The sequence below is a fragment of the Microcoleus sp. S36a_B3 genome, from assembly GCF_036700745.1.
In the GTDB taxonomy this organism is placed as follows: domain Bacteria; phylum Cyanobacteriota; class Cyanobacteriia; order Cyanobacteriales; family Microcoleaceae; genus Microcoleus.
In genome coordinates this window covers 224,078-250,201 of sequence record NZ_JAUBPN010000006.1, presented here as the reverse complement: position 1 = coordinate 250,201, position 26,124 = coordinate 224,078, and the positions used below count along the sequence as shown (strand labels likewise).

Sequence of the window (26,124 nt, the reverse complement as noted above, 5' to 3'; positions counted from 1 at the left end):
AGCTTTGAGCCATTTTGTTTGATCGGCAATTCTACTGGCTTTACGAGTTCCCTCTGGCACCGCAAAAATCCCAAAGCTAAAAACGCCATGCCCATCCCCATTCTCGTCTTGCTTGAAGTTCTAATTGTGATCGCACTTTCGAGACTTGTCGGTTTAGCATTTCGATCGATCAAACAACCTCAAGTCATTGGAGAAATTGTAGCAGGAATTATGCTCGGGCCTTCTCTGTTTGGCTTAGTTGCACCAGATTTAGCAACAGCACTTTTTCCAGCCGAAGCCGTTCCCTTCCTCAACGTGCTGTCTGAGGTAGGGCTGATATTTTTCATGTTCTTGATTGGTTTAGAACTGAACCCTAAGTATCTCAAAAACAATTTAGATGTAGCGATCTTAACTTCCCACGTCAGCATTTTAGTGCCGTTTTCCCTGGGAAGCATCCTAGCAATGCTGCTGTATCCGATTGTTTCAAATAATACCGTTTCATTTACAGCCTTTGCCCTGTTTTTGGGCGCTGCGATGTCAATTACTGCCTTTCCGGTGCTAGCCCGAATTATTACAGAACACAACTTGCAGAATACAAAATTGGGGACGCTGGCCCTGACTTGCGCTGCAGTAGATGATGTGACGGCGTGGTGTTTGTTAGCGGTGGCGATCGCAGTTACTCGAACTAATTCGATGCTGGGCGCTTTGCCGACCATTATTGAATCTTTAATTTACATTGGTTTCATGATGACTGTAGTCCGCTGGTTCTTGCAGCGGCTTTCCAAGCACTACAACCGCACGGGCAGATTAACGCAGTTAGTGCTGGCGGGAATTTACATGGGAGTTGTAGCTTCTGCCTTAATTACTGAATTGATCGGCATTCATTTAATCTTCGGTGCATTTTTGCTTGGTGCTGCAATGCCAAAAAATGCCGGACTCACCAGAGAATTAGCTGAAAAAACCGAAGATTTTGTCCTAATATTTCTGCTGCCCATCTTTTTTGCTTACAGCGGTTTGCGTACTCAAATCGGCCTGCTCAACAGTCCCGAATTGTGGCTGCTGTGCGCCGCAGTTTTGGGAGTAGCAATTATTGGAAAATATGTCGGCACTTATACGGCTGCTAGAGTCTGCGGTATTAGCAACCGCGAAGCTTCTGCGCTTGGTTGGATGATGAACACTCGCGGTTTGACTGAACTAATTGTATTGAATATCGGTCTTTCTCTGGGTGTGATTTCGCCGGTGCTATTTACAATGTTAGTTATTATGGCATTAGTCACAACTTTTATGACTTCGCCGCTGCTGGAGTGGACTTATCCCAAACGGTTAATTCGGTTAGATATTTCAGAAGTTAGCTCTGAGGATTCAGAATTAGAAGATTTACCAATTGCTAGTAGCAGCGAAGAAACAGTTAACAACTTGCTGAAAACTTATCGAATTTTAGTACCAGTTGCTAATCCTAGCACGCAGAAAGGTTTGCTGCAACTAGCAGTAGGGCTGGCGCTGCCGGCTGCGGGTACGGGCGGTAACGATTTGCAGTCGGCGGCGGTTCATCCTCTGAGTTTGATCGAATTCAATGAGGATTATGCTTTTCAAAGTACGCCTGCGGAAGCCGATCGCATTATTCAAGAGCGCCGCTTGAAATTATCAGAATTAATTGATAGTTTGGAACTGCCGGAGGCGAGAAAATTCGTGCATCCGATCATTCGGGTTACTAAGGATGTGGCGCGGGAAACGGCGCAAATTGCGGAACTAGATCGCGCGGATTTGATTTTGGTAGGATGGCACAGGCCGACTTTTAGCAGCAACCGTTTGGGAGGGCGTGTCGGTCAAATTCTCAGCAGCGCTAAGGTGGATGTAGCAATTTTTGTTGACAGAGGCCGGGAACGGTTGAATAATTTGTTAGTGCCTTACGCTGCAAATATTCACGATGATTTGGGCTTAGAATTGGCGCTGAGACTGTTAGTTAATAGCGAGGAACGCCGTTTGACGGTGCTGCGGGTGGGGGTAAACGGGTTGGAGGACAACGAGCTGAGTTACGAGTTTCAGCGAGTGATGGAACAGTTGCCTATTGAGGTGCGATCGCGCATTGAAACTCCGATTGTGGAGGCTGCCGATCCCATTCAAGCGGTGATTGCGGCTTCTGCTAATGCTGATTTGACTATTGCGGGTACGAGTCGGGAGTGGGGAATTGAGCGCCAAACGTTGGGACAGTATACTGATGAATTGGCGGTACAGTGTCATTCTTCGCTGCTGATTGCGCGGTGCTACGTTAAAGCGCGATCGCACTTGGCTTCGGTACTTCCTCGAAGGTAGTCAGTTGTTAGTTGGCAGTTGGTAGTTGGCAGTTGTTGGTGGTTAGTTGGCAGTTGTTGGTGGTTAGTTGGCAGTTGGTAGTTGGCAGTTGTTGGTGGTTAGTTGTTAGCTTTTAATATCAACTTCTTAATGCCTAATGTTTAATGCCAACTGTCAACCGTCAACAACCAACTGCTAACAACTAAGTGGCAAAAACCAAAAACCAACAACCAACTGTCAACATTCAACTGCCAACTGCAAAAAAAACAACTGTCAACTGTCAACTGCCAGCATCCAACTGTCAACTGCCAAAAACCAAAAACCAAAAACCAACTGTCAACTACCAATAACCAACTACCAACTACCAATAACCAACAACTAACAACTGTCAACTGCTTTCCTGTCAACTGTCAACTGCCAACTGCCAACTGCTTTCCTGTCAACTGCCAACTGCTTTCCTGCCAACTGCCAACTGCCAACAACCAAAATTATGCCTCATTTTAATGTCAAAATGTTATCATTTTATGGTATTTCCCTCGCCATTGTTGCCGTGCTGTTTAAAGTAGTAACTGCTTACGGCGAAACAAATTTAAAGGCTCCTCCGGCACTTGCGGGAAGTTATCGCTTCGATGCTAACAGTTTGCCGGAATGTCTGAAATCTGATGCTTTGGTATTGACAATCGAGCAATCTGGTGTTTATTTGAACGGTAATTTGCGAGGTAGCAGCGAGGCCGATCGCAAAAAAACAGCAGAGGAGAAACCTTCTTTAGGTGGTAAGTGGGAAACTCAAGGATTGAGCTTGTCGGGTGTGGTTCCTAATTTAGAAGGTTGCAGGGATTCCAGTGCGATCGCTCAAAACAGTTCTGTTAAACTGCGAGGAATTTTGGAGGGAGACACCCTTAAGGGAAAAATTAGTTTGAGGGATGGGGCGGCGGCTACTGATTTTACGGCTCAAAGAGAAGCGGTGGCGAAATCGCAGAAGCAGGAACATTGATCGATCGCAATGGGGAATCGAGAAGTGACAACTCTCACCGTTAAGTCGGAGTACCGACTATAACGGGAGCTTCCAATTTCACAATCAGAAATTGCTGCATCGACGGCTGGGCATCCCCTAAGCCTCCACAGCCAGGAAGCGGTAGTCCAACTGCCCCAAGTCCACGAGCTAATAATACAAGTGCTGAGTTCCAATCTCTGTCAATGGTTAAACGACAACTAGGACACTCATGCACTCTATCTTTCAGGGTCTTTTCAACTCTCGTACCGCAACTAGAACACTCAATACTACTGCCACGAGCCGACACTTCTACTGTTTGCTTGCCGCGTTTAACCGCCACTGCTTGCAGAATTTGTAGGAACGCGCCCCAGGCACAATCTAGGATTGATTTCGCTAATCTGGTACGGGCTAAGCCTTTGATATTAAGATTTTCAAATGAAATTAAATCATAAGTTTGGCACAGCCAATGTGCGACGTGATAATGAAACTCTTTGCGGCATCTAGCCACCTTCAAATGTAATAGTGCAATTCTATTTTTCTGTTTCTCCCAATTTTTAGAACCTTTTTCTTGACGCGCTAATTTGCGTTGCGCGCTGGCTAATCTATTTTGTGATGAACGATAAAACCGAGGAACTGCTACGGCTTGTCCCTGTGCGGTAGTCAGAAATTTTTCGCAGCCCACATCAATTGCCGTGACCGACTTAATTTCTTCTACTGGTAACGGCGACGGTACTGTAGAATCCTGCAGGGAAATACAACAATACCAACCATCTGCCTTGCGAATAATCGTACAAGTCTTGAGAATAAAACCATTAGGGATAGGGCGGTGCATCACAACTGGCATCTCACCTATCTTTGATAGCTTCAATACTCCATTACTTAGATACGCTCCTGCCTTAGAACAATTGATTCGTGGATAGACAAATGAGCGTAACTCTCCAGCTTTTTTAAACCGAGGTCGTCCGCCACGCTTGCCTGATTTATCTGGAATTAACCAGCGTTCCCAAGCATGAAGCAGTCTCTGCAAGTTAACTTGTTGAGACTCTGCCCAAATTTTCTTGTATTCGGGGTAAATGAGCTTCGTTTCTTTAAGTGCTGATTGCTGGGTGTAATAATCTACTTTTTCTGGAATATCTCCTATCGGTTCGCTCCGACAGCTACATCGGTCTATTTGACAACGGGTACGCCGCAGCCAATCTAGACGTTGACCTAGCGCATAATTCCAGTGCCGTCTTAGTAACTCCAAGGTATAGAGCATAACGGCTTCCTGTTCGGCACTAGGCTTGATTCTGTAGCAATAGGTGAGTATCATGAGATTTATTATACACTTACCGTCTGCATGACACAAAACTGTTTCTAGTAGGCTACTGAGAAAAGAGTTTGCAGTAGAATTAAAACAAGTCTATACTAAACCTGTTTTCTGGACGGGTTCGTATTTTGTGACTAGCTGTGGCGGTATGACAATTGAGCAGTTAAGAAAGTATGTTGAGCAACAAACAACCCCAGAATAATGACGTTTCGCTATCGCTCAGTTTTTTGTTGGTAGGCATTCCCCACCCGTTAAACGGAGTACCGTTATAACGGGCGACCCCTGCCGACATTAAGTTGGAAATGGTCAAGTTCGATCGTCCACCGTCGGTTTCTCCCCCAGCTTCGCCGGGAAATCACAAAGCTTTAAGGGATCGGCTGGGGAAACGGGCGGCGTTCGATCGAACTCCCGGCACCGTTTCTCGCCCGTGACGGTCGGTTGCTGCTAGATTTAAAAGACACATAAAAGTGATTGATAAAAATAAAGTATCCGAGAGGAGTCTTTGATTGAGAATTTGTCATGCCAGAGACCTCGGATAACCGTATAGTTTGTTTGGAATGGATGTTCCCGTGATCTTAATGCCGTCAGAAACTTTGCTTACCGAGTCAAACCCGTTGATTTTAGACAGTTTGCCAGACTTGTCGCCGAACGATGGCGGATGTCCCCGTCGGGCTAGATTGCAAATTGATTTGATGTTGCTGGCGATCGAAGCCTTGTATCTCGGAGGGGCGGAAGAAATGCTGGCAGTGTCAAAAGACCTGGAATTGGAGTCAATTATCAAAAATCGGGTTGCCTTTTGGATGATGCGGAATACTAACCCGCTGAGACGCTATACCCAGCGCCGATCCCTGACAGTGGTGGAGGCAAAAGCGCTGGTGGCGATCGCCTGTAATATGGCGCGCAAGTTAACCGCGACAATTCGCCAGTTGCTGCTAGATTCGCAGCAGTTGCGATCGAGAAATCTCCCCCTCAGCGAGAACTTGCAGCTTGCCGATTATTTAGAACGCTTTCGAGCTCATTTTCGATCGCGCATGAACCCGAAGCGATCGCTAGTTGCAGCTTACAATTCCGACGAGAAGCTCAACGAACTCGCTTTAAACTTGTTGAGCAAACTGCTATTTTGTACGGGGACGGCCGGAATGCAGCGCTTCTGGGTTAGCTTGTTTGATGGAGAAGTGGAATAAAAATGACTATTAGGCGTCAGTACAGTCTGCCGAATTGCACCCTGGTTCTGGAAGGGTTGAGCGACGGATCGGTATCTAGCCAGTTAGATACACGGCCAGTGCTTTCTATACTAATGAGCGCTGAATGTTATGTGACAGGCATCGGCGAACCCCTCAGCGGGGGACGGGAGTTTTTTGAAAGCTTGGTGAGGGCTGTCAGCAGCTACGCCCAAGAATTTATGAGTGGAGTGCATTATCCCGATCGCTACGGCCCGAATTTGAGTACGGTGCAGTTGCACAGAATAGACGAGAATTCGCACCGTTTGACCGTTCTACCAGCCGAAACAGGCAGCGCTACCCAAATCGATCAAAAAACAGAACTGTCGGCAAAATTAGATTTGACGACGGTACAGCTATTTGACTTAGTGGAGGCGATCGATCAATTTTTTGCCGACACCCAGACGCTGCCAGAATTGTCTCTGCAATTAACCCCAATTTCCAAGCGTTATATCAAGTCCGCCGAACCTTTGGCGAAGCGGAGTTTGCCTGCGGTGGTGGGGATATCGAGTTTGGCTTTGGCGGCGATGGCCTTTTTCTTGGTGCCGGTGCCGCAACTCCAGCGTCCGAGAGATCCGGTGCGACAGCCAAATCCTGCAGGGCAGAATCAGGGAACGCCGAATCCGGGCGGATCGGCTTCGCCAAATCCTACTCCCAGGCCTGCTGACGGTTTGCTACCTGGGGAGAGGACTCCGAATGCTGAACCGAGTTCGCCGACTCCGAGCTCCACCCCGCAATCGGAGGCTTCACCGAGTACCACCCCGCAGTCGGAGGCTTCGCCCAGTACCACCCCGCAATCGGAGGCTTCACCGAGTACCACCCCGCAGTTGGAAGCTTCGCCCCAAAGCACGCCCAGTCCTGTTTCTGAAGCTTTGCCAAGTCCTGATGTTGCAGCCGGGCCGATTACCGATCCGGCAGAAATCGAGCTGTTGAAGGGCAAACTTTCCCAGCAAATTGACGGAGTTTTGAAAACTAAGCCTGCGGTGGATGCGGAGTTGGTTTATCGGGTGAGTGTGGCTAAGGATGGGGCGATTGTCGGTTATAAGTCGGAGAATCCCGCAGCAGTCGATCGATCCGAAGCGCCGTTATCGGAGTTGCTTTACAAACCGATTGGCAGCAGGCCACCAGCAGAACCCCTAGCTGATTTCCGAGTAGTTATTGCACCGGGCGGCACTGTTGCAGTCACTCCTTGGTAATGGTTGATTGTTAACGGTTGACTGTTGACTGTTAACGGTTGACTGTTGACTGTTGACTGTTAACGATTGACTCCAAACACTTAAAATTGCGCCTATCTGAGGGTGGCAACTTGTCAGAATCATTCATGAATTGCCCCCTAGTTTATGATCCCAACGCAACCGGAAACGATGTAATATCAAATCGCGTAGCATCGGAATGATTCAGATATATATTCTCGGACTCTGTGTACTCTGTGTACTCTGCGGTTAAATCATTCCGATCCAAACGGAAACGATATAACATCACACTACAAACCAATTCCTCAACTCTTAGCCTGCGGAGGCAGACTTCGTTTTTGTAGAAGCGATTTCAATCGCCGAATCATCTTCGTTTGACTTTCTGGCGGTTTCAACCGCCGTCTTTTTCTTATATTATAATTTGACTCAAAGTTCTGTCGGCGCACGAGGCTTAATATCTGGATCGAATCCCCCAACTTGATTGGTGCGAATTATCCACAAAAAGGATCCTTGTTTTAAGAGAATTTTGGCGATTTCATCTTGAGTACGTCTGGGAAGCATTGTTCGGTAACTAATAACAGCTTTTAGCAGGTTCGTGATCCCAGAAAAAAAGCTTTTTTTCTGTTCCGAATCAATCCCTACCAATCTCGTATTTTTGCGCCAATCTAGACGGACAATACCGAGGGGAATTAATACTTTTCCTAAACTCTCTCCCAAAACTACTAACTGATGAAATCTTTCGGTTTGTGCGTGGGTAGGATTTGTTTTTAGCCAGTCTTGAATTTGAGAATTTGACTCGACTTCGGCAGTGATTTTTTTAATAGTAGCGTAAATTGCTTGACTGGAATCTTGGACGCAAGAAGTTGCTGGCGTGACTAAAGTTGCGCCGGTGCCGTCTCCGCTGCGGTAGCGCGCCATCATGATATCTAGTTGCTGGTTTAATTCGGTTAAAGGCGACAAGATGATGCCGTCAAAATCGTAGTCGTAACACACGCAGTCTAATTTACAAATGATATCGCAAACCGGGCGATCGCCCAACCAGCCACGCTGCAAGTCTCCCATATAACTTTGCCACTTACTCGAACCGGCGACAATTCCATCGGGATTGTGGGCGTATACTTGTTTGTATTCTATGTCAAAACGCAGTTCGTCGGTAAATCCATCGCGCACTACTTTTGCGATTCCGAAAGCAAAATGTCCGGTGACAATTCCCAGCGGTGCAGATTCGCCTTTTTTGCCGCCAATACCCCCAAAACTGTGAATCACGATACCGATATCTCCTTCTTTCCAAGGGGAGACTAAAGTGTTTTCGGCTACCTCATTTGGCATTAACAATACTCTTTTTGCTTGTCCTTTTTGAGCCGCTGTATTTGACCAGTTTTCGTCTTTTAAATAAGCGAGAGATTTGTTCAGTCCAAAATATGTTTCATCTGGTATTAACTGAGCAATTTTGCGCGGTTCAATTGCTTGGACTACAAAAATACTGTCTTCGTCTCTTTCGCCGTAAATATACCAGCCATCTGGATTTAATGGCGATTGTTCAATCAGGTGATTGGTAGACCTCGCTATACCATTTTTGTCTGGTTGTACTTGGGGAATCCGAATGATTTCGGCTGCGCCGTCAAATTGTTGGGATGTTTTGTTGAAATGCCGGACAATAAATTTGTTGTTGTCGGGTTCTTGGCGCTGTAAAATTGAAACTAAGGCGCACAAACGTCCGATAATTTGTACGGGTTCGCGATCGATAATTAGTTCCTGCTGGCCGCTGCTGTGGTCGATCGCAATCACCGGCCTCCGCAGCATCACAGTCACGCTGTCTTCGAGTCTGCTACCCGCCAAAGTTTCCAAAGGGCCGACATTTCGCCAGCCGTTCAACCTATCTGGATGGATGTTACCAGATTTTTGACTTTTTTTCGTTTGTTTTGTGAAGTTGATATCTTGACTGACTGCGTGGACAAAAAACTGAACTTGGCGGTTGGCGATCCACTTCAAAAAGACTGTTTTGCCAATAAAATTTTGATATTTTTTGGGGGCATTTATTACTTCCAAAAATACTGTATCTTTGGGCGGGCGCTGTTCCTTTGAGGGCAAAATTAAGCGCCCTTGCCAAAGAGCGATCGGCTTGTACAGACGGGCAACTGCTGCTGAATTTTTGTAAATTATTGCCGGTTCAATCTCTTCTAAAATATCGTTTTCTGCTACGGAAATCACAAAATTTCTGTCGGTTTTTACGAACACGGGTTCTAAAAAAACTTTTTCAGGATCTGCAATGTTAGCGGTTGATTTTTCAGCCTTTTTTGGGAACAGCGGTAGATTGAAATGGCGGTTTTTTTCCAATTTCGCCTGGAACCAATTGAGGAAAACTCGAATAAAAATAAAAGCGGTTAAACCAAAAACGACAGCTAAGGCTATCAGCCCCAGAGTCAAAATGAATTGGTCTAAAAATTGACCGGAAAGTAAAATAATTGTGGGCCAGATCGAAGAAGATGCTGCCATAGTATCTAAAAACGAGTTTTAGGTTCGATCCAGTCGGCGCTGGCTTGAGTGCCGAAAACTAGGGGTTTGTCTTCGCTGACAGCTACTGTTTGACCGGTCATATCTACTGCACAAAGAGGCCAATGTCGATCGCCCAAATGACCGGCGCGGAACAGAACTTGTCCGGGGCAAACTTGACTCCAACCCAACAGTACAGCATGAGTGTAAAGACTGCGAGCGGGAGCAACAGTATAAGTGTAATTATCATTTTTATCCCAAATGACCGCGTAGTCGGACATATCGGAAGAGTTGAACAGCGCTTCAAATTCTCGGGCGAGAAGGCGGGAACCCTCTTGATTCCAAGCAACAGGTACTAAAATCGCGATCGTCCCGGACATATCTGTGTCATCGCTAGCATACATTCCGCTTTCCGCCAGCGGCGAAGCAGCAGCCACTGTTTGCAATTCCCCGGTTTTGAGATTTTCCACAAACATAACGCTGCTAACCCTACACTGGGCTAATTCCGGCTGTACTTGCAACTCAATTCGACTGTAAGCCGCGTGTTGGCCGTTAGTTGAAACTAGGGAAGGGCTGCGATAGTAGCGGAGGCTGGTGCCGCCAGTAGAGCTCAGTTTGGCATGAGTGGCGTTAATCCATTCCCAAGGAATCGGATAGGCGCTATTTAAAGGGTCAGTCATCGTTTTTTTTTCCAAAAATTATACAGCATTATCCAACAGAATTAAGGCTTACGCGCCGGGGTACTAGAAACCCGGTTTCTCGCAAGGATGCTGCGCCACTAAACCCCAAATTAGGAGAAACCGGGTTTCTGTTTTAGGTGTTAGATTTGTCTTCCCATCTAAAATATACAATTTCCCATCGGTGCCGGGAAGTAGAAACCTGGTTTCTGGCAAGGATGCTGCGCCGCTAAACCCCAAGTTTGGAAGAACCGGGTTTCTTTTTGAGATAGTATAATTTTCGTCAAATCTCAAATCTAAAAATGGAAAATCTCAAATCTGATAGGTAAGATAGTATCGAAATTAACCTGGTACCTGCACCGAGAGGGAGGCAATATGACGCGATCTTTTAACCAAAAACCTTCAATCCCCCCGACTCGCGTTTCCAAGTCGCGGGGAAAAGGTTTGTTTTTGCTGTCGCTGATTTTTCGACTGCTGCTGCTGGGGGTAGGTAGCGGTTTTGCCTGGGTTTTGGGGATGACGATCGCCCAAATTTACCCTTCTAATAGGGTCCAGATGCCGATCGCCGAGAGATTGCTGCGCCTAACTCAAAATTTGACCCCCAGCCCGCAACGCGCACCAGCAAGGCCAATTCCGGCGCTTCCGGCACCAACCGCTACACCCAGTCCCCAGTCAAAAATCAATCCTGCCTTGAGAGAGAAATTACAGGTTGATTTGAGACAGTTGCAGGGCGAGCTCAACGCGCTGATTGGCCGCACGGCGGCTTTGGAGAGTCAGTTGGGTAGCAGCCGCCCGACGGAAACTTTGGAAAAGCGGTTGCAGTTGATGTCGCGGGAATTGGCTGCGCCGGAAGCGGCGGCGAGCCCTACTCCTGTTTTACCCGCAAGCAGCAGCCAGAGTCTGAACCCTGAAACTGTGAATAATTCGGTGTTTGGAAGGGATGGGCTGATGGTAACTCTGCCCAGCGATGTTTTGTTTAATACTGGCAGCATTTCTTTGCGCGCGGGTACGAGTGCGATTTTGGACAATTTGGTGGCGGATTTAGGCAGTTACCAGGGTGCAACGGTGCGGGTGGCCGGCCACACTGACGACGGGGGGGAAGTGGTAGAAAATCGCAATGTGTCGTTGGCGCGGGCTCAGGCTGTGGTGCAGTATTTGTCTGGCGCGATCGATCGCAATTATCATTGGGTGGCGATCGGCTACGGGGAAAGTCGCCCTTTGGTAGACAATAGTTCTGATATCAACCGGCAGCGCAACCGCCGCATTGAAGTGGCAATTAGTCCTTAGTTGTTAGTTGTTAGTTATTAGTTGTTGGTTGTTGGTTGTTGATAGTACACTGATTTATCAGTATTTGATTGATAGTTCAACCGCAGATTTAAGTGGTAGGGTGCGTCGCTATCAAAAATCCCTGAATTTGACAAACAATACCCTAGCGACGCACCGGACAATCATTGAGGAAATAAGCACAATTTTTGGGTAATAAGATTTGCACTCGTGAATGCTATAAGGTGCGGATATGTGAGATTTTTGATATTTCGTTAAGAATTTTTGAGGCGACGCACCTTACGAGTATGTTCCGCGATCTAGCCATAACCTGCTGTCACGTCAAAGGTGTTATAGGCGGTAAGTCAGAATTATGTTTAGCCTGATTTATTGCCTCTCGATGTTCCCCTCTAAGCTTCGGTTTTAAATACAAGTTTTCCACCAAAGCCGCCACTCCCGCAAACCAAGGTGGCACAATTATTGCGCCGATAATTCCCAATACTTGCACGCCTCCGAGGACGGATAGCAATTGATACAATGGATGCACGCCAACCGAGGAACCAACCAGCAAAGGATCGAGCACGTAAGTTTCCAAGTTTTGGATAATTACAAATAACAGCAATACCCACAAAACTAGCCAGCCACCTTTAGCTAAGGCTACAATTAATGCGGGGACTGCTCCCAATACTGGGCCGATGAAGGGAATCAGGTTGGTAACACCTGCGATCGCACCCAAGCCTAAAGCAAATTCCGGCATTCCTAAAACGCTCAAACCTGTGGTAATAAATATCCCTAAAATCCCCGAAACTAACACTCTTCCCCGAATATAACTCCCCATTTTTTGACCGATGGGAGTTGCTTGGGCGGCTAATTTTTCATCCCAAGGTTTGGGGAAAAACTGCACTAAGCTTTTAATTAATGTGTTGCTATCGGCAACCATGTAACCTGAAATAAATAATGCTAAAATTAAGCTGAAAACACCTCCTAAAATGCCTCTAGTTAAACTGTACGATCGCAAAATTAGTTGTTGGCTAGATCGAATCAGCCAATTCGTCAGCGATTGAGTATCCACCAACTGACCCACCAGCGCCGGGGCATCGTCGGTGAGGCGACTCAATAGATTAGTTGCTAAGGTTTCCAGACTTTTAACATAAACTGGTAGCAGTCGCACCAGTAACTGGATTTGCTCGATGATTGTCGGGCCGATTAACACTACCGCCCCGCTAAATCCGCCGATCAGAGTTAAATAAACCAGAATCACCGCCAGCCAGCGGGGAAGGCGCATGGTTTCGGCCCAATTGACGATCGGGACGATCGAAGCGGCGAGCACGACTGATATCATCAGAATTACTAGCAGGCTCCGCAATTGCCACAGTAGCACTAGCAGCAAGGACGATGCTACAATTAGCAGCAAGTTAGGTATAGAAATTGTAATCCGCTGTTCTGACATGATTATTCTGACAAAATTGAGTAATGATATTGTTGTCGAGCGTATCACTCTCTATTTTATGATAAACAATATGATATAAATAATATAATTAAGATTATGAATTCGCTATTAAAACCCGTTGAATGGAGCGGCAGTTCCCGTGACGACTTGCGCGAGTTTTCTGAAGATGTCCAGCAAATTATGGGTTTTGCTTTGTACCGCGCTCAACTGGGTAAAAAGCATCCTGATGCTAAACCGCTTAAAGGATTTAAAGGTGCTGGCGTTATAGAAATTGTTGAAAATTTTGATGGAGACACTTACCGAGCGGTATAGACCGTAAAATTTGAAGGAAGAGTCTATGTTCTTCATGCTTTTCAAAAAAAATCAAAGCAGGGAATGGCTACCCCCAAGCAAGATATAGATTTGATTGAATCTCGACTTAAGCGTGCCAAAGAACACTACAAAAAATATTTAGAACAGCAAGAATTGGAGGAACAAAATGACTGAAGAAATCAAAGTGCATTCCAGTAGTGGAAATGTTTTTGCTGATTTAGGGCTAGCCAATCCAGAGGAATTACTGATTAAGGCAGAACTAGCTCATCAGATTAGTGAATTAATTTTGGAACGCCAACTAACCCAGAACCAAGCAGCAAAGCTATTAGGAATTGATCGACCTACACTCTCAGCATTGATGCGCGGTAAATTATTAGATTTCTCTACGGAACGCCTATTTCGTTTTCTCAACGCACTCGGCAGCAACGTAGAGATTCGGATTGCCCACTCGCCACCAAATGTTCAAGCTAAAACTCACATTGTCGTTGCATCATAAGTAAACAAACAAGTAAAAAATTAAACGGTTAATATGCAATCACCACCTTCAAATCAAGATTTGTCCGCCATTTCGTCTATTAAATCACCAACGCTATTTTACGAATGGCAAAATTATCGCTGTGCTTACGATGTTTACAACCCAAATACTGCGGTCGAAAATAGCATCCCTTTGTTATTGATTCATCCCATAGGAGTTGGATTGTCAAGAGTATTTTGGCAGAGATTTTGCGAAAATTGGTACAAATCGGGCAACACAAATCCGATTTATAACCCCGATCTTTTGGGGTGCGGAGATTGCGAAATGCCTGCTGTGGCTTGCTATCCTGACGATTGGGCGGCCCAGTTGCAGTTTTTCTTGGAGACTGTAGTAAAAAAACCTGCGATCGTACTCGTGCAAGGTGCTTTACTGTGTGTAGCCTTGGAATTAGCAAAAATTCAGCAGGAAAGCGGCTCAAATTTAATTCGCGGGTTAGTCCTCGCCGGGCCTCCAGCTTGGGCGGTGATGAACAAACATTCGACAGAGAGACAGCAAAGAATTGTCTGGAATTTGTTAGATTCTCCCTTGGGAAACGCTTTTTACCGCTACGCCAGACGCGCTGAATTCTTGCGATCTTTTTCTGCAAAACAACTGTTTGGCGATGCGGCAAAAGTTGACAGCGAATGGTTGGAGGCTTTGCAGGCTGGGGCGGCAAATCCTGACAGCCGTCACGCGGTTTTCTCGTTTTTAGCGGGGTTTTGGCGCCAGGATTATAGTAGCACGATTCAAAAGTTCGATCGCCCCGTACTCGTTGTCATGGGAGAAAAAGCCTCAAGCATCAGTCAATCGGGTAAAGAAGAAAAACCAGAGGAAAGACTAGCGCAATATTTGGCTAACTTTCCCAACGCAGAGGGTTTATTAATGCCGGGGCGCAACGTTTTACCCTACGAATCCACCCCAGAATTTGTCGGCGCGGTTGCCGAATTTGTGAATAAGTTAAATCAATAAAAATTCATTCCTTCGTAGTGAGGAATTCAGTCCGTCCCAGAGGAATGAATTACTCACTACAAACCAGTTTTTTAACCCCGGTGCCAAATAGTTGTACCATCCTTTTGGTCAATCAAAGTAATCCCATTATCCTTAAGTTCATTGCGAAGGCGATCGCCCTCAGCGAAATTCTTAGCTATCCGCGCATCTTTCCGCCGCTGAATCATCACCTCAATCTCCCCATCACTCAAACCGCCAACCGCATCATCGCTGTCAGCTTCCGGCTGAACTTCCAACCCCAAAACCCCCGCCAAACTCACCAAAGTTAGCCACTTTTGCTGCAACAATTCCGGCGAAGTGTCAGTTTTGCCTTGATGCACTAAAACATTACCTTCCTTGCCCAATTCCTTAGCCAATTCAAACAAAACAGTCAAAGCAGCCGGAGTATTGAAATCATTATCCATCGCGGCTTGAAACTGCTGCACAGCATTGGTATCTTGTCCGGTTTTTTCAACATCCCAACTCAGTTTATCGGCATATCGGAACCCAAAAAGCAAGCCTTCGGCGATCGTATTCCAGCCATTTCTAGCAGATGCGATCGCCTCTTCAGTAAAATCAATCTGACTGCGATACTGCGCCATAAACACAAACAGCCTCACCGCCATCGGTTCCACCGCTTTTGCATTGTCGCTATCGCCCGACCAATTCCCCTCCAACAAATCGCGAATTGTAATAAAATTGTGCAAAGATTTCGACATCTTTTTGCCATTGACAGTCACAAAAGCATTGTGCATCCAATAATTAGCCAGAGACTTACCACTCGCGGCTTCAGATTGAGCAATTTCGTTTTCGTGGTGCGGAAAAATTAAATCGGAACCGCCGCAGTGAATATCAATAGTTTCGCCAAAACAATCGCGCACCATCGCCGAACATTCAATGTGCCATCCGGGGCGACCTTTTCCCCAAGATGAATCCCAAGCAGGTTCTCCCGGTTTAGCGCTTTTCCACAGGGCAAAATCAGAGGAATCTTGCTTTTTTTGAGCTTCTCTTTCTGCGGTTTCCAATCTTCCGCTAGCCCCGGCCTGCATTTCTTCCAACTTGCGGCCGGAAAGTTTTCCGTAATCGGAAAACTTTTTAACGCTGTAGTAAACGTCGCCGCTGGAAGCGTAGGCAAAGCCTTTGTTTTCTAACTCGTGAATCAGCCGTTTTATGCCGTCCATTGATTGTGTGGCGCGGGGATATTCATCAGCCCTGAGAATATTTAGTTTGTCCATATCGGCAAAATATTCGTCGATGAAGCGTTCGGCTACGGCTTCCATTGTGGAATTTGTCTCGCGTGCGCGCGCGAGAATTTTGTCGTCAATATCGGTAAAATTCTGAACGTAGCGCACCGAGTATCCCCGCCACATCAGATATCGGCGCACCATATCCCAAACAATGTAAGCGCGGGCGTGGCCGACGTGGCAGTAATCGTATACCGTAACGCCGCAACAGTACATCCGCACCTTTGAGGGTTCGAGGGGTTCAAAAGGTGATTCGCGGCGGGTCAAGCTGTTGTAAAGCGTTAGGGGCATGGGATTTGAGATTTGAGATTGATGTACTGCTATAATTTATTATATTGCTGTTGGTGAATCTTTCGCTGTCGCTACCAAACATCTGTTAAATCTAAGACAAATCCCGGCAATACATCTTCCCCGGACAAAGTGGTGGGATTATCTAATATTTCCACATCCTGACTTGGCCTGTATATCTCAACTTTATGGTTTTTGCGATCGATTAACCATCCCAAAATGGCTCCATTTACCATGTATTCGCGCATTTTTTCCCGCAATGGTTCCATGTTGTCAGATTTAGATCGCAATTCTACAACAAAGTCTGGACAAAGGGGAGCGAAACCTTCTTGTTGTTTGGGTGTGAGAGTTTGCCACCGTTCTAATTTAACCCAGGAAGCGTCTGGGGAGCGATCGGCACCATTGGGCAGTTTAAAACCGCTAGAAGAGTTAAATGCTACTCCCAGCTTGGTTTGGCGGTTCCACAGCCATAGTTGTCCTTCAATATCTAGGTTTCGATTTCCTGTTTCGCTTCCTGTCGGGGGCATAACAATTAATTCTCCTGTAGCAGTTCTCTCTAGCCTTAAGTCACGGTTGACGGCAGCAATTTCCTGGAACTGTTCGTGAGTTACTTTGAAGGTTTGGGGAATGGTAATGGTGGTTTTGAGCATACTGTGCGTTCTCGCGATCGGCTATTACCTATTCTATTGTGTCACAAAAGCTTGCAAGTTTATATGGGCTTTTTTAAGTAACCTTGTACTAATTATACAAAGCTTTGCTATTTCTTCGCTATCAAATAGCGTTGCCTGAAGTCCAGCGACATATCTATTCTCAGAACTTACCCACTCCGCTTGAAGAAACCAGGTTTTTATGAATTTCTGCGTGTTTTGACGAAGTTTTCCAGGGAAAAACCTAGTTGCTGACTACCCGTGCGTAAATCCCAAGCGATCGATAATTTTTCAATCTAGCAGTTATGCTGGAACGATCGCCTTTTGAAGATTGATAATATTTGCCTCGGAATTTAAGATATAAAACCATTCCCTCGGAATGATAGTTTGATTCAGTATTCTGAGATGATGGCTCAACTCTTCAATAGAGAATGTTTCTACATAAGTAACAGTTTTTGTATCGCAGGGTTTGAGGCGATCGTTTTCTCCAATGTAGCGACCCTCACCAACATAGCCTAAATTTGACAAAAGTTCTTCTACTTCGGGTTCGATGATGGGCATACTTAAGTCGTCATCTGGGTAATCGACAAAAATAGCAATTTTACCTGTTGCCGGAACTTCTAGTTCTGGAGAAGTCCAACCCTGTTTATAGTCCCAAACAATTGTACCTTTAGTCTTCATCTTCGCCTCCAGGGAAAATACACTGCCAAACGATCCCCTATATCAAGCAATTATTAACAGATTTTTCATACATTATAGAGATTAGTAAATTCACCTTCAAGACATTTTGAGTCCTGGACGCATCAAAACTAAAGAAACTGGGTTTTTCCGATTTTTGTGGGCTGTGACGAAATGTTCTGGAAAAAAACCCGGTTTCTGGCCACCCGATCGCCCCATCCACCCACCCTCCAAACCCATCAAAAGCCCCCTATCGCCCATTGTCATCAAATCCTGACATTCGCGCCAACACCGAGCCCCCAAATCTCCCATATGTCAAGATTCCCTGACATATTGATCCCCAAACACACGAGAATGCGTATAAGTACCCATGATTGAGGCAAAAGACCCCTTGACCCGATCGCGAATTGTCTGCAACATTGAGTCATGACAAAGCGATCCCAAAGAAATGCTTCAGTTAAGCAGCTATGGGAGTCAAATAGCGCGTGTGCTGGCAGCACAGCGTTGCTAGCAGCACCGATCGCACTCGCAAAATCGATCTTGTCAATCAAGAATCGACAGATAAAGCTTTATTGAGACCGGACGGTGCGCGCGGAAGCCAAAAAGTCACAAATCCCGATCGCAATTTGGGACAAGGCAAGCTAAACACAAGCAAGGCTTCAAAGGTTGGAGAGATGAGGAAGCTCGATTAAATTTGCATTTATAAAGAGTTTCTAACTCAAAAAATCAACACATTATTCAAGTGTTGAAACAAAAAATCTAACCCGCAATCGCAAATTAGAGGAGAACAAACTCATGGCAAAAGAACGCCCACCATTAGAAGAGATGACTTTGCGACAACTCCGCAGAGTCGCTAGCGAATGTGGAGTATCTCGCTACAGCCGGATGCGGAAATCGCAACTCCTGGCATCAATTCAAGAAATTCAGCGCAACAAATTTTCATACAGTCCATCTCGCAAACTAGAGGCACAAGAAGCAGTGGAAGCAGCAAAGTTTGAACTCGGTCAAGAAGACAGAACAGGCGGTTCCTTGTCGTCTGTCGATGAAGGTTTAGCAGATTTGCCCAACGGCTACGGCGAAAGTCGGGTGGTTTTGATGCCGCGCGATCCAGAATGGGCTTACACCTACTGGGATATCTCGAACGATCGCAAACAAGAATTGCGCCGCCAAGGCGGACAGCAACTCGCCCTGCGGATCTACGACGTGACAGATGTTAACCTCGAAATCCAAAGCCCGCACAGCATTCAAGAATATCCCTGCGACGAACTGGCGCGGGAATGGTACGTACCGATCCCCCTTAGCGATCGCGATTATGCGATCGACATCGGCTACCGCTGTGCAGACGGTCGTTGGTTGATCTTAGCGCGATCGGCCGAAGTCCGCGTTCCCCCAATCTATCCCAGCGATTGGATAGAAGACCAATTCATCACCCTCGACTGGGAAGAAGACTTGTCCGGTAAAACCTTCGCCGAACTGGTTCCGCCTGCCAAAAAAATCGCACAAGCAAGCAACGGTAACAGTTTCAACAACACCCGTAACGGCATCTACCAAGAAATCTTCGGCATGGCAGAATCGGCAGAATCGATGCGCGTAGCTGGTTCCATGTTCGGTTCCATGCCGCACGTCGCCGGTTCGGTTCAGCAAGTAGGCATCCACGAACAAGCTTTGAGTTCCTACGTGTTCCCCTCCGGTGTCGGAATGTGGGCAGCCCCCGCCATGTCCGGGCTCACCATGTCCGGTGCGGGTATGTCCGGTGCAGGTATGTCCGGGCTCACCATGTCCGGTGCGGGTATGTCCGGTGTCGGTATGTCGGGACGCACCATGTCCGGTGTCGGTATGTCCGGTGTCGGTATGTCCGGGCTCACCATGTCCGGTATGGGTATGTCCGGTGTCGGTATGTCGGGAGTTGGCTTCGCCGCCCCGATGCGCCCCCGCCAGTTCTGGTTAGTTGCTGACGCAGAACTGATCGTCTACGGTGCCACCGAACCCGACGCTACAGTTTACGTAGGCGGACAGCCGATTAAACTCAATGCTGACGGCACTTTCCGCTTCCAGATGTCTTTCCAAGATGGCTTAATCGACTATCCGATTTTTGCAGTAGCAGCAGACGGCGAACAAAACCGCGCCATCCACATGAAATTCAACCGCGAAACCCCAGAACGGCACACCAACACCAAGCAAGATGCTGTTGTGGAATGGTTGGGCTAACAGTAAAGGTCGATCGCGAGGCGTACAGGCGCGCAGGTTTGTGCCAATTTTTTAACCATCACAAGGCCTCCCCGCAGCCGATCGCGATTTGTTAGGGTTAATCCCAGACAACAACCCATAACACCCCCTATGCACCGTTCTCCTGTTTTGAGGAGCGGTGTTTTTTGTATCCGAAGGAAGAGGGAAGAAGGAAGAGGGAAGAAGAATTATTTATTTTTAGGGTGCGTGAGCGCAAGAAATTTTTAAATCCAGACTCCCAGATTATTACTCACGCACCGGCCAAACGATTTAATCAAGTCAATGCCAAATGCCAGCGGAAACGATATTTGACAAGACTCTCAATATCTGTCTGTAGATAGATGCTTACTTAACTCGCGATCGCACTCGTCCAATCAAAATTAGCACTCTTCACTCAACGATTATTAAGTAAGTTAAAGTTTACTTAAATTTTTATTACACAAACTCGCCAAATCCCGTGAAACATCAGAAAGCGAGTTAAGAGAGAAATAAGGCGATCGCACAGGAACTTCTCCCAAGCAAATGCAAAAAATAAATTTTACACCCCAGCGAAGGCAGAAGCATCCCCGTCTTTTCGCCTTAAGCGCCGTCACATTAGCCACCATCTTGCTGTTATTTATTCTGCCCGCACTGAGTAAGCAGCCAGTAACCCTCACCATGTTAATGCAAGGCCAAGACATTACTAACTGGAAACCCTTTGTCAAAGAATTTGAACAGAAAAACCCCGATATTCGCATCAACCTCATAGAAGGGCCATTTGACACAAACCTCGTAGAAAATCTTTACACATCTGCCTTTTTGTTAGGCGACTCGCCCTACGATATCATCAACATGGATATTGTTTGGGTTCCCAAATTTGCCGCCGCAGGTTGGGTGATGGATTTGACAGACAGAATTCCCCCCAAACAACTATCAAAGTTCATTCAAGGTAACGTCGAAGGCGGCCGATATCGAGGCAAACTTTACCGAATTCCCCACGCTTCCGATGCCGGAATGCTTTATTACCGCAAAGACATTTTAGAACAAGCGGGAATTCCAGCGCCGAAAACCTTTGAAGAGATGGCAAAAATCTCTCAAAACTTGCAAAAACAGGGAAAAGTAACTTGGGGTTATTTGTGGCAAGGCAAACAATACGAAGGAGTATCTGCGATGTTTGTCGAAGTGCTCTCCGGTTTCGGCGGCTTCTGGGCGAACCCTCAAACTTTTGAAGTTGGGTTAGATAAACCGGAGGCAATTCAAGCAGTAGAATTTCTCAAAAATACGATCGCCTCTGGCATTTCTCCACCCGGTGTTACTACCTACGGCGAAGAAGAAACCCGGCTATTGTTTCAAAACGGCAAAGCGCTATTTTTGCGAAATTGGCCCTATGTTTGGAAGCTAGCAAATGCCGAGGGATCGAAGGTGAGAGGCAAAATTGCGATCGAGCCAATGCTCAGCAGTACGGGTAAAACAGGCGGTTCCTGCTTGGGTGGCTGGGGCTGGGGAATTGCCAAAACCTCAAAACATCCAGAACAAGCGTGGAAAGCAATTAAATACCTTACAAGCGAAGCAACCCAGCGTAAATTTATTTTAGAAACGGGTTTAATTCCTAGCTACAAATCCCTATTTACTAACAAAGAAATAGTCGCCAAATATCCTCACTACCCGCAACTGCTAAAAGTAGTGGAACAGCCAGTTTTACGCCCGCCCATAGCACAATACGCTCAAGCTTCTGATATTTTGCAGCGCTATTTGAGTTCAGCTTTTACCGGAAGAATGACTGCAGAAGAAGCAATGAAAGCAGCAGCTAGCGAAACTCGCAATTTATTAAGCAGTTTGAAACAATCGAAAGCTTCGTAAAACAAGGAACCTACCGAAGAGAATTCGCCGAAGAGAATTCGCCGAATACAACCAGAATGGAACCAGCCGAATGGAATTCGGGGCTATACAAACAATGTCCCCCTCTGCGGACTGGAAGAACCATGAACTGGGAAATGAGGAAGAAATTAGAGATTCATATCAATTCCGGTTGCACTCATACATGATGTCAACAGTCAACAGTCAACAATTAACAGTCAACAGTCAACAGTCAACAGTCAACAGTAAATTTACTATTCCGATACTAACGGATTTGATATCAAATATGCAATTAGACAAAATGCGACAGCGCGAACAAAAAACCGGATGGATATTAGTAGCACCAGCATTGATAATTCTGCTGCTAGTATTTGCTTACCCAATATTACGCGCTTTTTGGCTAAGTTTATTCACCCAAAATCTCGGTACAGAATTAAAACTGGTTTTTTCCGGTTTTGCTAACTACAGTCGAATGTTAGGCGACGGGCGTTTCTGGCAAACTTTAAGCAATACCGCAATATTTACAGTCGCCTCTGTTGTGCTGGAATTAATTATCGGCATGGGCATTGCCTTAGTCTTAAATCAATCTTTCAGAGGGCGCGCGATCGTGCGGACAATTTCCTTACTGCCTTGGGCGCTGCCGACTGCATTAATGGGTGTAGCTTGGGCGTGGATTTTTAATGACCAATACGGCGTAATTAATGATATTTTAATCCGCTTGGGATTGATCAAAAATAGCATTAGCTGGTTGGGAGATCCGACTTTGGCAATGATGGCAGTGATTACAGCGGATGTGTGGAAAACTACGCCATTTGTCAGCCTGCTTTTGTTAGCGGGATTGCAATCGATTCCCGGTGATTTGTATGAAGCACACGCCATTGACGGCGCGAGTAGTTGGCAGAGTTTTCGTCAAATTACCTGGCCGCTGCTGATGCCCCAAATTGTGATTGCTATGCTGTTTCGATTTGCCCAAGCTTTTGGCATTTTTGACTTGATTCAGGTGATGACGGGAGGGGGGCCGGCGGGGGCAACGGAGACGGTTTCTATCTACATTTACAGCACGGTAATGAGGTATTTAGACTTTGGCTACGGGGCGGCTTTGGTGGTGTGTACTTTTTTGCTGTTGGTTGCTGCAGTGGCGATCGCCGCTTATCTGTTATCTAGAGCCCGCATCAATTGATTTTAGATTTGAGATTTTAGATTTGAGGATTGTAGATTGTAAATTTTAGATTGCTGAACGGTTTGAATTTTTCCTTTCATTGGTATAAATTATGTCGATCGCCCGCGAACAATCTAACAAAAAAACCTTTGACATCCGGCAACTAATCTTGCCAATCTCAGCGATATTAATCGTCGCATATTTCCTCGCACCCATTGTCTGGCAGGTACTGACATCTTTCAAAATAAATGCAGATATTTCAGCAATTCCCAACGTCTACATACCCAAACAAATCACCTTCGAGCATTACATCTCCTTGTTCCAACGCCGCCCCTTTGCACTTTACATTTTAAATAGCACTTTTGTTTCCATTACTTCCACATTGCTGTGTTTAGCTGTAGGCGCGCCTGCAGCTTACGCTTTGGCTAGGTTGCGGCTGTGGGGCGAGAGAATCATTTTGGCAATTGTAACAATTGTGACGCTATTTCCGGCGGTGCTGCTCTTCTTGGGTTTGTTAGAAATAGTCAAAGCTTTGAGTTTAGGAAATAATTATTTAGCCTTAATTATTCCTTACACAGCTATCAACTTGCCCTTGACAATTTTGGTAATGCGGAGTTTCTTTCAACAACTGCCAAAAGATTTAGAAGATGCGGCAAAAGTTGACGGCTACAACACTTTTCAAATGCTGTGGCAAATCGTGCTACCGATGACATTTCCCGCCTTAGTCACAACCGGAATCTTGACATTTATTTCAGCTTGGAACGAATTTATATTTGCCCTGACATTTATAACTCGCGAATCCATGAAAACAATCCCCGTTGCTACCGCTCAACTCAGCGGGGTGTCAGTCTTTGAAATCCCTTACGGCCCGATCGCCGCCGCCACCGTTTTAGGAACCCTACCCTTAGTTTTCCTGGTTTTGGTGTTCCAGCGGCGCATTGTCCAAGGTTTAACAGCCGGAGCAGTCAAAGGATAGTCAGTTGGCAGTTGGCAGTTGGCAGTTGGCAGTTGGTAGGGGCGATGGATGGTACGTGCGGGCCCTCCGAGTTAGATTCTTCCCTCTTCCTTCGCGCCCTTCGCGCCTTCGCGGTTAGTAATTCTTTCTTCTCTATTCCCTCTTCCTTCTTCCCTCTTCCTTCTTCCTTCTTCCCTCTTCCTTCTTCCCTCTTCCTTATAAAAATCATGGCAAAACTACAACTAAAAAACCTCAATAAAACCTACAGCCCCAAAGTTGTACCGGTAAAAGATATTAGCTTAGAAGTCAGCGAAGGCGAATTTCTCACCTTGCTGGGGCCCTCCGGGTGTGGCAAATCTACCACGCTGCGGTTGATTGCAGGATTGGAACAGCCAACTCGCGGCGAGATTAGAATTGGCGATCGCAATGTGACATCTCTCAGACCGGGCGATCGGGATATTGCAATGGTGTTTCAAAGTTACGCGCTTTATCCGCACATGACAGTATACGAAAATATGGCATCCAGCCTCAAACTTCGCAAAATCTCCTCCGGCGAAATCAACCGGTTAGTGACGGAAGTTGCAACATCCCTCGGATTGACGGAATTAATCGATCGCAAACCCGGTAAATTATCAGGCGGACAGCGGCAGAGAGTAGCCCTAGGACGCGCCTTAGTGCGCCAACCCGAAGTATTTTTGCTCGACGAACCCTTGAGCAATCTCGACGCATTATTGCGGGAAAAAGTGAGGGCAGAACTCAAACAATTATTTACATCACAAAAAGCTCCTGTAGTGTACGTAACTCACGACCAAACCGAAGCAATGACGCTTTCTACAAAAGTCGCAGTTCTCAACAGTGGTACTGTCCAGCAACTAGATCCCCCACACTTAATTTATAACCGTCCTGCCAATCAATTTGTCGCGGGTTTTGTGGGCAGCCCGCAAATGAATTTGTTTGAGCTTAAATGCCAGGGAAATTCGGCGATGTTGGGCGATTTTAAAGTTCCTTTGCCAAATTGGCCTAGTGTGCCGCCACAGATTGTCTTGGGAATTCGCCCGGAACACGTCGGTTTTGCAGATGCAGAGGCCGGCAAGATAGCGGCCCCAGAGGCAATTAAAGGTGAGGTTTATTTAGTGGAAAACTTGGGAATGCAAAATTTGGTTAGCGTCCGAGTTAAGGGTGTGGAGTCGGTAACAGTGCGGCTTTTGGTGCCAAATGACCGCCAGTGGAACTCTGAAATTGTCGAGCTGGTTTTGCCGGCTCAGTTCCTGCACTGGTTTGATGTCAGAACGGGCGATCGGCTGCAATAAAAATCGCTCTTGTATAGCGCGATCGAGCTAAATTTGTCTAACTATGTGCTGAATTTTGGTTGTTCGGCTTCTAACTAACTTATGACTTTAGTAAGAGGTAGAAGCATTTTGATGCTGTTAACGTGATATTTGTGTTTGAAAAAGCTAGTTGACTCACACATGGGTTTGGTGTTGAAGAGATTTTATCGCTCACCTATAACTCTATTGATGTGGCTAATTGCAAGTAACATCATTTCCGGTCGATTGCGGTAAATCGAACGGACAGGATCTAAAAGCTAAGTTCGGCTTAAGCTGGCGTTAGCTGCGGATTTTGGAGCGAGTCAATTAGATGAAAAAATGTTGAAAATTATCGCCAATTAACTGACGGAGTATTACCGAGATGAATTTGATTTCTACAGCGATCGCTCGCATCAATTCCCTGCTGAAGGGCTTTCAAATCAAGAGTTTTTTGAGTGTTGTCTTAGTCGGTTTCATGCTGATGACAACGAATGTTGATGCGGGAAACAGCAACAAAGCTTATAACGCACAAGTCGGTTCAAATGGGGATCTCAACAATCCTGACAGACCTCAAACAACTCGGGAATGGAGACAAGAAGCTCGCGAAACTAAAAACGAACCGGGCGAGAGAGCTCAAAAGATCGGGCAAGAAGCAGGAGCTGCTGTGAAAGAATTTGGGGAAATGTACCAAGACACCGCTAAGAGAAGTATCCGCGAATTAAAGGATTAGGAATAGTTTTTTTGGTGGCAAGGGCCGAAAATCCCGTTCCTAATATAGTGCAAGATGTGCATTTAACCTCACATCTCGCACTATTTTTTTAGCTAAATTTAACTTTTAAATTATTTTAAACGATGTAAGATACAAACTTTATTGGTATTGACAGTTTTGGTGCGTGTATGTTTGCCAGTAGTTTAAGCAACGAAGCGTTAAAAATAATATATAAACAAACATATTCACAGTCTTGGTTTGACTTGTCTGCTGTTAGTCCTGCCTGTGTTTCCGGCGACAATTGCCCGCGCTAAACTGCCGGAAAGTTCCGATCCTAACAGCAAACAAATTGCCTCAAAGATGAACTGTGTTTTGGTTTAACTAAACCGGGA

The 26,124-nt window shown here is 46.1% G+C and carries 24 protein-coding genes and 2 pseudogenes; 17 read left to right on the top strand and 9 right to left on the bottom strand.

The genetic code is table 11. From position 1 onward, the window contains the following. Positions 1-18: 18 nt before the first annotated feature. Together QUA01_RS09755 and QUA01_RS09750 are read left to right on the top strand one after the other, a co-directional pair. Positions 19-2,292, top strand: coding sequence for a cation:proton antiporter (locus tag QUA01_RS09755; protein WP_333089270.1), 2,274 nt, complete (start codon positions 19-21; stop codon positions 2,290-2,292). A gap of 469 nt (positions 2,293-2,761) precedes the next feature. Next, positions 2,762-3,265 (top strand): hypothetical protein, encoded by a 504-nt coding sequence (locus QUA01_RS09750; protein ID WP_333089272.1) that lies wholly within the window; start codon positions 2,762-2,764, stop codon positions 3,263-3,265. 40 nt (positions 3,266-3,305) lie between these two features. On the opposite strand, the gene QUA01_RS09745 is transcribed toward QUA01_RS09750, so the two are convergent. Next, complete coding sequence (locus tag QUA01_RS09745) at positions 3,306-4,577, bottom strand: RNA-guided endonuclease InsQ/TnpB family protein (RefSeq protein WP_333089274.1); 1,272 nt, start codon at positions 4,575-4,577, stop codon at positions 3,306-3,308. A 34-nt stretch (positions 4,578-4,611) separates the two neighbouring features. Between QUA01_RS09745 and QUA01_RS09740 the strand changes: the two are divergent. From QUA01_RS09740 to QUA01_RS09725, 4 genes and pseudogenes are all read left to right on the top strand, one after another. Next, positions 4,612-4,776 (top strand): annotated as a pseudogene (locus QUA01_RS09740) (IS200/IS605 family transposase); the annotation flags it as partial. 100 nt (positions 4,777-4,876) lie between these two features. Further along, positions 4,877-5,005, top strand: coding sequence for a hypothetical protein (locus QUA01_RS09735; RefSeq protein WP_333089276.1), 129 nt, complete (start codon positions 4,877-4,879; stop codon positions 5,003-5,005). A gap of 126 nt (positions 5,006-5,131) precedes the next feature. Beyond that, positions 5,132-5,758: a DUF3038 domain-containing protein gene (locus tag QUA01_RS09730; protein ID WP_333089278.1), complete on the top strand. Its 627-nt coding sequence runs from the start codon at positions 5,132-5,134 to the stop codon at positions 5,756-5,758. Between the two features lie 2 nt (positions 5,759-5,760). Next, positions 5,761-6,990: a DUF4335 domain-containing protein gene (locus QUA01_RS09725; protein WP_333089280.1), complete on the top strand. Its 1,230-nt coding sequence runs from the start codon at positions 5,761-5,763 to the stop codon at positions 6,988-6,990. Between the two features lie 423 nt (positions 6,991-7,413). Here the strand turns inward: QUA01_RS09725 and QUA01_RS09720 are convergent, their stop codons facing one another. Together QUA01_RS09720 and QUA01_RS09715 are read right to left on the bottom strand one after the other, a co-directional pair. Beyond that, positions 7,414-9,483, bottom strand: a complete 2,070-nt coding sequence (locus tag QUA01_RS09720) for an abortive infection protein (RefSeq protein ID WP_333089282.1) — start codon at positions 9,481-9,483, stop codon at positions 7,414-7,416. Positions 9,484-9,488: 5 nt separating this feature from the next. Beyond that, complete coding sequence (locus tag QUA01_RS09715) at positions 9,489-10,160, bottom strand: hypothetical protein (RefSeq protein WP_333089283.1); 672 nt, start codon at positions 10,158-10,160, stop codon at positions 9,489-9,491. Positions 10,161-10,532: 372 nt separating this feature from the next. On the opposite strand from QUA01_RS09715, the gene QUA01_RS09710 reads away from it, so the two are divergent. Further along, the gene (locus QUA01_RS09710) at positions 10,533-11,444 is read left to right on the top strand and encodes an OmpA family protein (protein ID WP_333089284.1); all 912 of its coding nucleotides are present in this window, start codon (positions 10,533-10,535) and stop codon (positions 11,442-11,444) included. A 313-nt stretch (positions 11,445-11,757) separates the two neighbouring features. Here the strand turns inward: QUA01_RS09710 and QUA01_RS09705 are convergent, their stop codons facing one another. Then, the gene (locus QUA01_RS09705) at positions 11,758-12,870 is read right to left on the bottom strand and encodes an AI-2E family transporter (protein ID WP_333089286.1); all 1,113 of its coding nucleotides are present in this window, start codon (positions 12,868-12,870) and stop codon (positions 11,758-11,760) included. Between the two features lie 96 nt (positions 12,871-12,966). Between QUA01_RS09705 and QUA01_RS09700 the strand changes: the two are divergent. The 3 genes and pseudogenes from QUA01_RS09700 to QUA01_RS09690 all read left to right on the top strand — a co-directional run bounded on the left by QUA01_RS09700 (position 12,967) and on the right by QUA01_RS09690 (position 14,665). Then, positions 12,967-13,356: pseudogene (locus QUA01_RS09700) on the top strand (type II toxin-antitoxin system RelE/ParE family toxin). Next, complete coding sequence (locus QUA01_RS09695) at positions 13,349-13,678, top strand: helix-turn-helix domain-containing protein (protein WP_333089288.1); 330 nt, start codon at positions 13,349-13,351, stop codon at positions 13,676-13,678. Before QUA01_RS09700 ends, QUA01_RS09695 begins: the two are co-directional and overlap by 8 nt. A 33-nt stretch (positions 13,679-13,711) precedes the next feature. After that, complete coding sequence (locus tag QUA01_RS09690) at positions 13,712-14,665, top strand: alpha/beta fold hydrolase (protein ID WP_333089289.1); 954 nt, start codon at positions 13,712-13,714, stop codon at positions 14,663-14,665. 71 nt (positions 14,666-14,736) lie between these two features. Here the strand turns inward: QUA01_RS09690 and cysS are convergent, their stop codons facing one another. The 4 genes from cysS to QUA01_RS09670 form a co-directional block, all read right to left on the bottom strand. Further along, on the bottom strand, positions 14,737-16,218 hold the full coding sequence (cysS, locus tag QUA01_RS09685) for a cysteine--tRNA ligase (protein ID WP_333089290.1): 1,482 nt from the start codon (positions 16,216-16,218) through the stop codon (positions 14,737-14,739). A 71-nt stretch (positions 16,219-16,289) separates the two neighbouring features. Further along, complete coding sequence (locus QUA01_RS09680; RefSeq protein ID WP_333089291.1) at positions 16,290-16,865, bottom strand: Uma2 family endonuclease; 576 nt, start codon at positions 16,863-16,865, stop codon at positions 16,290-16,292. 300 nt (positions 16,866-17,165) lie between these two features. Continuing rightward, complete coding sequence (locus QUA01_RS09675; protein WP_333089292.1) at positions 17,166-17,543, bottom strand: hypothetical protein; 378 nt, start codon at positions 17,541-17,543, stop codon at positions 17,166-17,168. A 96-nt stretch (positions 17,544-17,639) separates the two neighbouring features. Next, positions 17,640-17,852 (bottom strand): hypothetical protein, encoded by a 213-nt coding sequence (locus QUA01_RS09670; protein ID WP_333089294.1) that lies wholly within the window; start codon positions 17,850-17,852, stop codon positions 17,640-17,642. Positions 17,853-18,025: 173 nt separating this feature from the next. On the opposite strand from QUA01_RS09670, the gene QUA01_RS09665 reads away from it, so the two are divergent. The 5 genes from QUA01_RS09665 (at position 18,026) to QUA01_RS09645 (ending at position 23,737) form a co-directional block, all read left to right on the top strand. Further along, the gene (locus QUA01_RS09665; protein WP_333089296.1) at positions 18,026-18,232 is read left to right on the top strand and encodes a hypothetical protein; all 207 of its coding nucleotides are present in this window, start codon (positions 18,026-18,028) and stop codon (positions 18,230-18,232) included. 103 nt (positions 18,233-18,335) lie between these two features. After that, a complete protein-coding gene (locus QUA01_RS09660; protein ID WP_333089298.1) occupies positions 18,336-19,748 on the top strand; it encodes a DUF4912 domain-containing protein in 1,413 nt (470 codons plus the stop codon). A gap of 540 nt (positions 19,749-20,288) precedes the next feature. Next, positions 20,289-21,605, top strand: coding sequence for an ABC transporter substrate-binding protein (locus QUA01_RS09655; protein ID WP_333089299.1), 1,317 nt, complete (start codon positions 20,289-20,291; stop codon positions 21,603-21,605). A 283-nt stretch (positions 21,606-21,888) separates the two neighbouring features. Beyond that, on the top strand, positions 21,889-22,782 hold the full coding sequence (locus QUA01_RS09650) for a carbohydrate ABC transporter permease (protein ID WP_333089516.1): 894 nt from the start codon (positions 21,889-21,891) through the stop codon (positions 22,780-22,782). 91 nt (positions 22,783-22,873) lie between these two features. Next, on the top strand, positions 22,874-23,737 hold the full coding sequence (locus tag QUA01_RS09645; protein WP_333089301.1) for a carbohydrate ABC transporter permease: 864 nt from the start codon (positions 22,874-22,876) through the stop codon (positions 23,735-23,737). Here the strand turns inward: QUA01_RS09645 and QUA01_RS09640 are convergent. After that, positions 23,727-23,945 (bottom strand): hypothetical protein, encoded by a 219-nt coding sequence (locus QUA01_RS09640; RefSeq protein ID WP_333089304.1) that lies wholly within the window; start codon positions 23,943-23,945, stop codon positions 23,727-23,729. The two genes, QUA01_RS09645 and QUA01_RS09640, sit on opposite strands and share 11 nt — an antisense overlap. Here QUA01_RS09640 and QUA01_RS09635 point away from each other — a divergent pair. Both QUA01_RS09635 and QUA01_RS09630 read left to right on the top strand, forming a co-directional pair. Then, positions 23,944-25,026 carry an ABC transporter ATP-binding protein gene (locus tag QUA01_RS09635; protein ID WP_333089306.1) on the top strand — a complete coding sequence of 361 codons (1,083 nt, stop codon included), beginning with the start codon at positions 23,944-23,946 and terminating at the stop codon, positions 25,024-25,026. The two genes, QUA01_RS09640 and QUA01_RS09635, sit on opposite strands and share 2 nt — an antisense overlap. Before the next feature lie 379 nt (positions 25,027-25,405). Next, positions 25,406-25,753 carry a hypothetical protein gene (locus QUA01_RS09630; protein ID WP_333089309.1) on the top strand — a complete coding sequence of 116 codons (348 nt, stop codon included), beginning with the start codon at positions 25,406-25,408 and terminating at the stop codon, positions 25,751-25,753. The last annotated feature ends 371 nt before the right edge of the window (positions 25,754-26,124 follow it).

Excerpts from the sequence above, each read along its gene's own strand:
- QUA01_RS09715 (WP_333089283.1), bottom strand. The coding sequence starts at position 10,160 with ATGACTGACCCTTTAAATAGCGCCTATCCGATTCCTTGGGAATGGATT.
- QUA01_RS09720 (WP_333089282.1), bottom strand. The coding sequence starts at position 9,483 with ATGGCAGCATCTTCTTCGATCTGGCCCACAATTATTTTACTTTCCGGT.
- QUA01_RS09680 (WP_333089291.1), bottom strand. The coding sequence starts at position 16,865 with ATGCTCAAAACCACCATTACCATTCCCCAAACCTTCAAAGTAACTCAC.
- QUA01_RS09725 (WP_333089280.1), top strand. The coding sequence starts at position 5,761 with ATGACTATTAGGCGTCAGTACAGTCTGCCGAATTGCACCCTGGTTCTG.
- cysS (WP_333089290.1), bottom strand. The coding sequence starts at position 16,218 with ATGCCCCTAACGCTTTACAACAGCTTGACCCGCCGCGAATCACCTTTT.
- QUA01_RS09640 (WP_333089304.1), bottom strand. The coding sequence starts at position 23,945 with ATGATTTTTATAAGGAAGAGGGAAGAAGGAAGAGGGAAGAAGGAAGAA.
- QUA01_RS09710 (WP_333089284.1), top strand. The coding sequence starts at position 10,533 with ATGACGCGATCTTTTAACCAAAAACCTTCAATCCCCCCGACTCGCGTT.
- QUA01_RS09660 (WP_333089298.1), top strand. The coding sequence starts at position 18,336 with ATGGCAAAAGAACGCCCACCATTAGAAGAGATGACTTTGCGACAACTC.
- QUA01_RS09750 (WP_333089272.1), top strand. The coding sequence starts at position 2,762 with ATGCCTCATTTTAATGTCAAAATGTTATCATTTTATGGTATTTCCCTC.
- QUA01_RS09675 (WP_333089292.1), bottom strand. The coding sequence starts at position 17,543 with ATGAAGACTAAAGGTACAATTGTTTGGGACTATAAACAGGGTTGGACT.
- QUA01_RS09645 (WP_333089301.1), top strand. The coding sequence starts at position 22,874 with ATGTCGATCGCCCGCGAACAATCTAACAAAAAAACCTTTGACATCCGG.
- QUA01_RS09630 (WP_333089309.1), top strand. The coding sequence starts at position 25,406 with ATGAATTTGATTTCTACAGCGATCGCTCGCATCAATTCCCTGCTGAAG.
- QUA01_RS09655 (WP_333089299.1), top strand. The coding sequence starts at position 20,289 with ATGCAAAAAATAAATTTTACACCCCAGCGAAGGCAGAAGCATCCCCGT.
- QUA01_RS09745 (WP_333089274.1), bottom strand. The coding sequence starts at position 4,577 with ATGATACTCACCTATTGCTACAGAATCAAGCCTAGTGCCGAACAGGAA.
- QUA01_RS09705 (WP_333089286.1), bottom strand. The coding sequence starts at position 12,870 with ATGTCAGAACAGCGGATTACAATTTCTATACCTAACTTGCTGCTAATT.
- QUA01_RS09690 (WP_333089289.1), top strand. The coding sequence starts at position 13,712 with ATGCAATCACCACCTTCAAATCAAGATTTGTCCGCCATTTCGTCTATT.
- QUA01_RS09735 (WP_333089276.1), top strand. The coding sequence starts at position 4,877 with ATGGTCAAGTTCGATCGTCCACCGTCGGTTTCTCCCCCAGCTTCGCCG.
- QUA01_RS09635 (WP_333089306.1), top strand. The coding sequence starts at position 23,944 with ATGGCAAAACTACAACTAAAAAACCTCAATAAAACCTACAGCCCCAAA.
- QUA01_RS09695 (WP_333089288.1), top strand. The coding sequence starts at position 13,349 with ATGACTGAAGAAATCAAAGTGCATTCCAGTAGTGGAAATGTTTTTGCT.
- QUA01_RS09650 (WP_333089516.1), top strand. The coding sequence starts at position 21,889 with ATGCAATTAGACAAAATGCGACAGCGCGAACAAAAAACCGGATGGATA.
- QUA01_RS09730 (WP_333089278.1), top strand. The coding sequence starts at position 5,132 with ATGGATGTTCCCGTGATCTTAATGCCGTCAGAAACTTTGCTTACCGAG.
- QUA01_RS09670 (WP_333089294.1), bottom strand. The coding sequence starts at position 17,852 with ATGGGAGATTTGGGGGCTCGGTGTTGGCGCGAATGTCAGGATTTGATG.